Source organism: Streptomyces litchfieldiae (assembly GCF_031845365.1).
Taxonomy (GTDB): Bacteria; Actinomycetota; Actinomycetes; order Streptomycetales; family Streptomycetaceae; genus Streptomyces; species Streptomyces litchfieldiae.
Window position 1 is genome coordinate 1 of sequence record NZ_JAVREL010000131.1, and the last position, 432, is coordinate 432.

1 protein-coding gene is annotated in these 432 nt (G+C 60.2%); it reads left to right on the forward strand.

The features are described 5' to 3' along the window. Nucleotides 1-432, forward strand: a 432-nt coding sequence (locus tag RM590_RS35730; protein ID WP_311708970.1) for a ribonucleotide-diphosphate reductase subunit beta, incomplete at both ends; no start/stop codon positions are given.

The following is a 432-nucleotide window of genomic DNA, read 5'->3' on the forward strand; positions in this document are numbered from 1 at the left end:
GCGCAAGGCCGAGATCGTGATGCAGTACTACAAGGGTGACGAGCCGCTCAAGCGCAAGGTGGCCTCCACGCTGCTGGAGAGCTTCCTGTTCTACTCGGGCTTCTACCTGCCGATGTACTGGAGCAGCCGGGCCAAGCTGACCAACACCGCCGACATGATCCGGCTGATCATCCGCGACGAAGCCGTGCACGGCTACTACATCGGCTACAAGTACCAGCGCGGGCTGGCCCTGGTCGACGAGGAAAAGCGTACGGAGCTCAAGGATTACACCTATGAGCTGCTCTTCGAGCTCTACGACAACGAGGTCGAGTACACCCAGGACCTCTACGACGAGGTCGGGCTGACCGAGGACGTCAAGAAGTTCCTGCGCTACAACGCCAACAAGGCGCTGATGAACCTCGGCTACGAGGCGTTGTTCCCCAAGGACGAGAC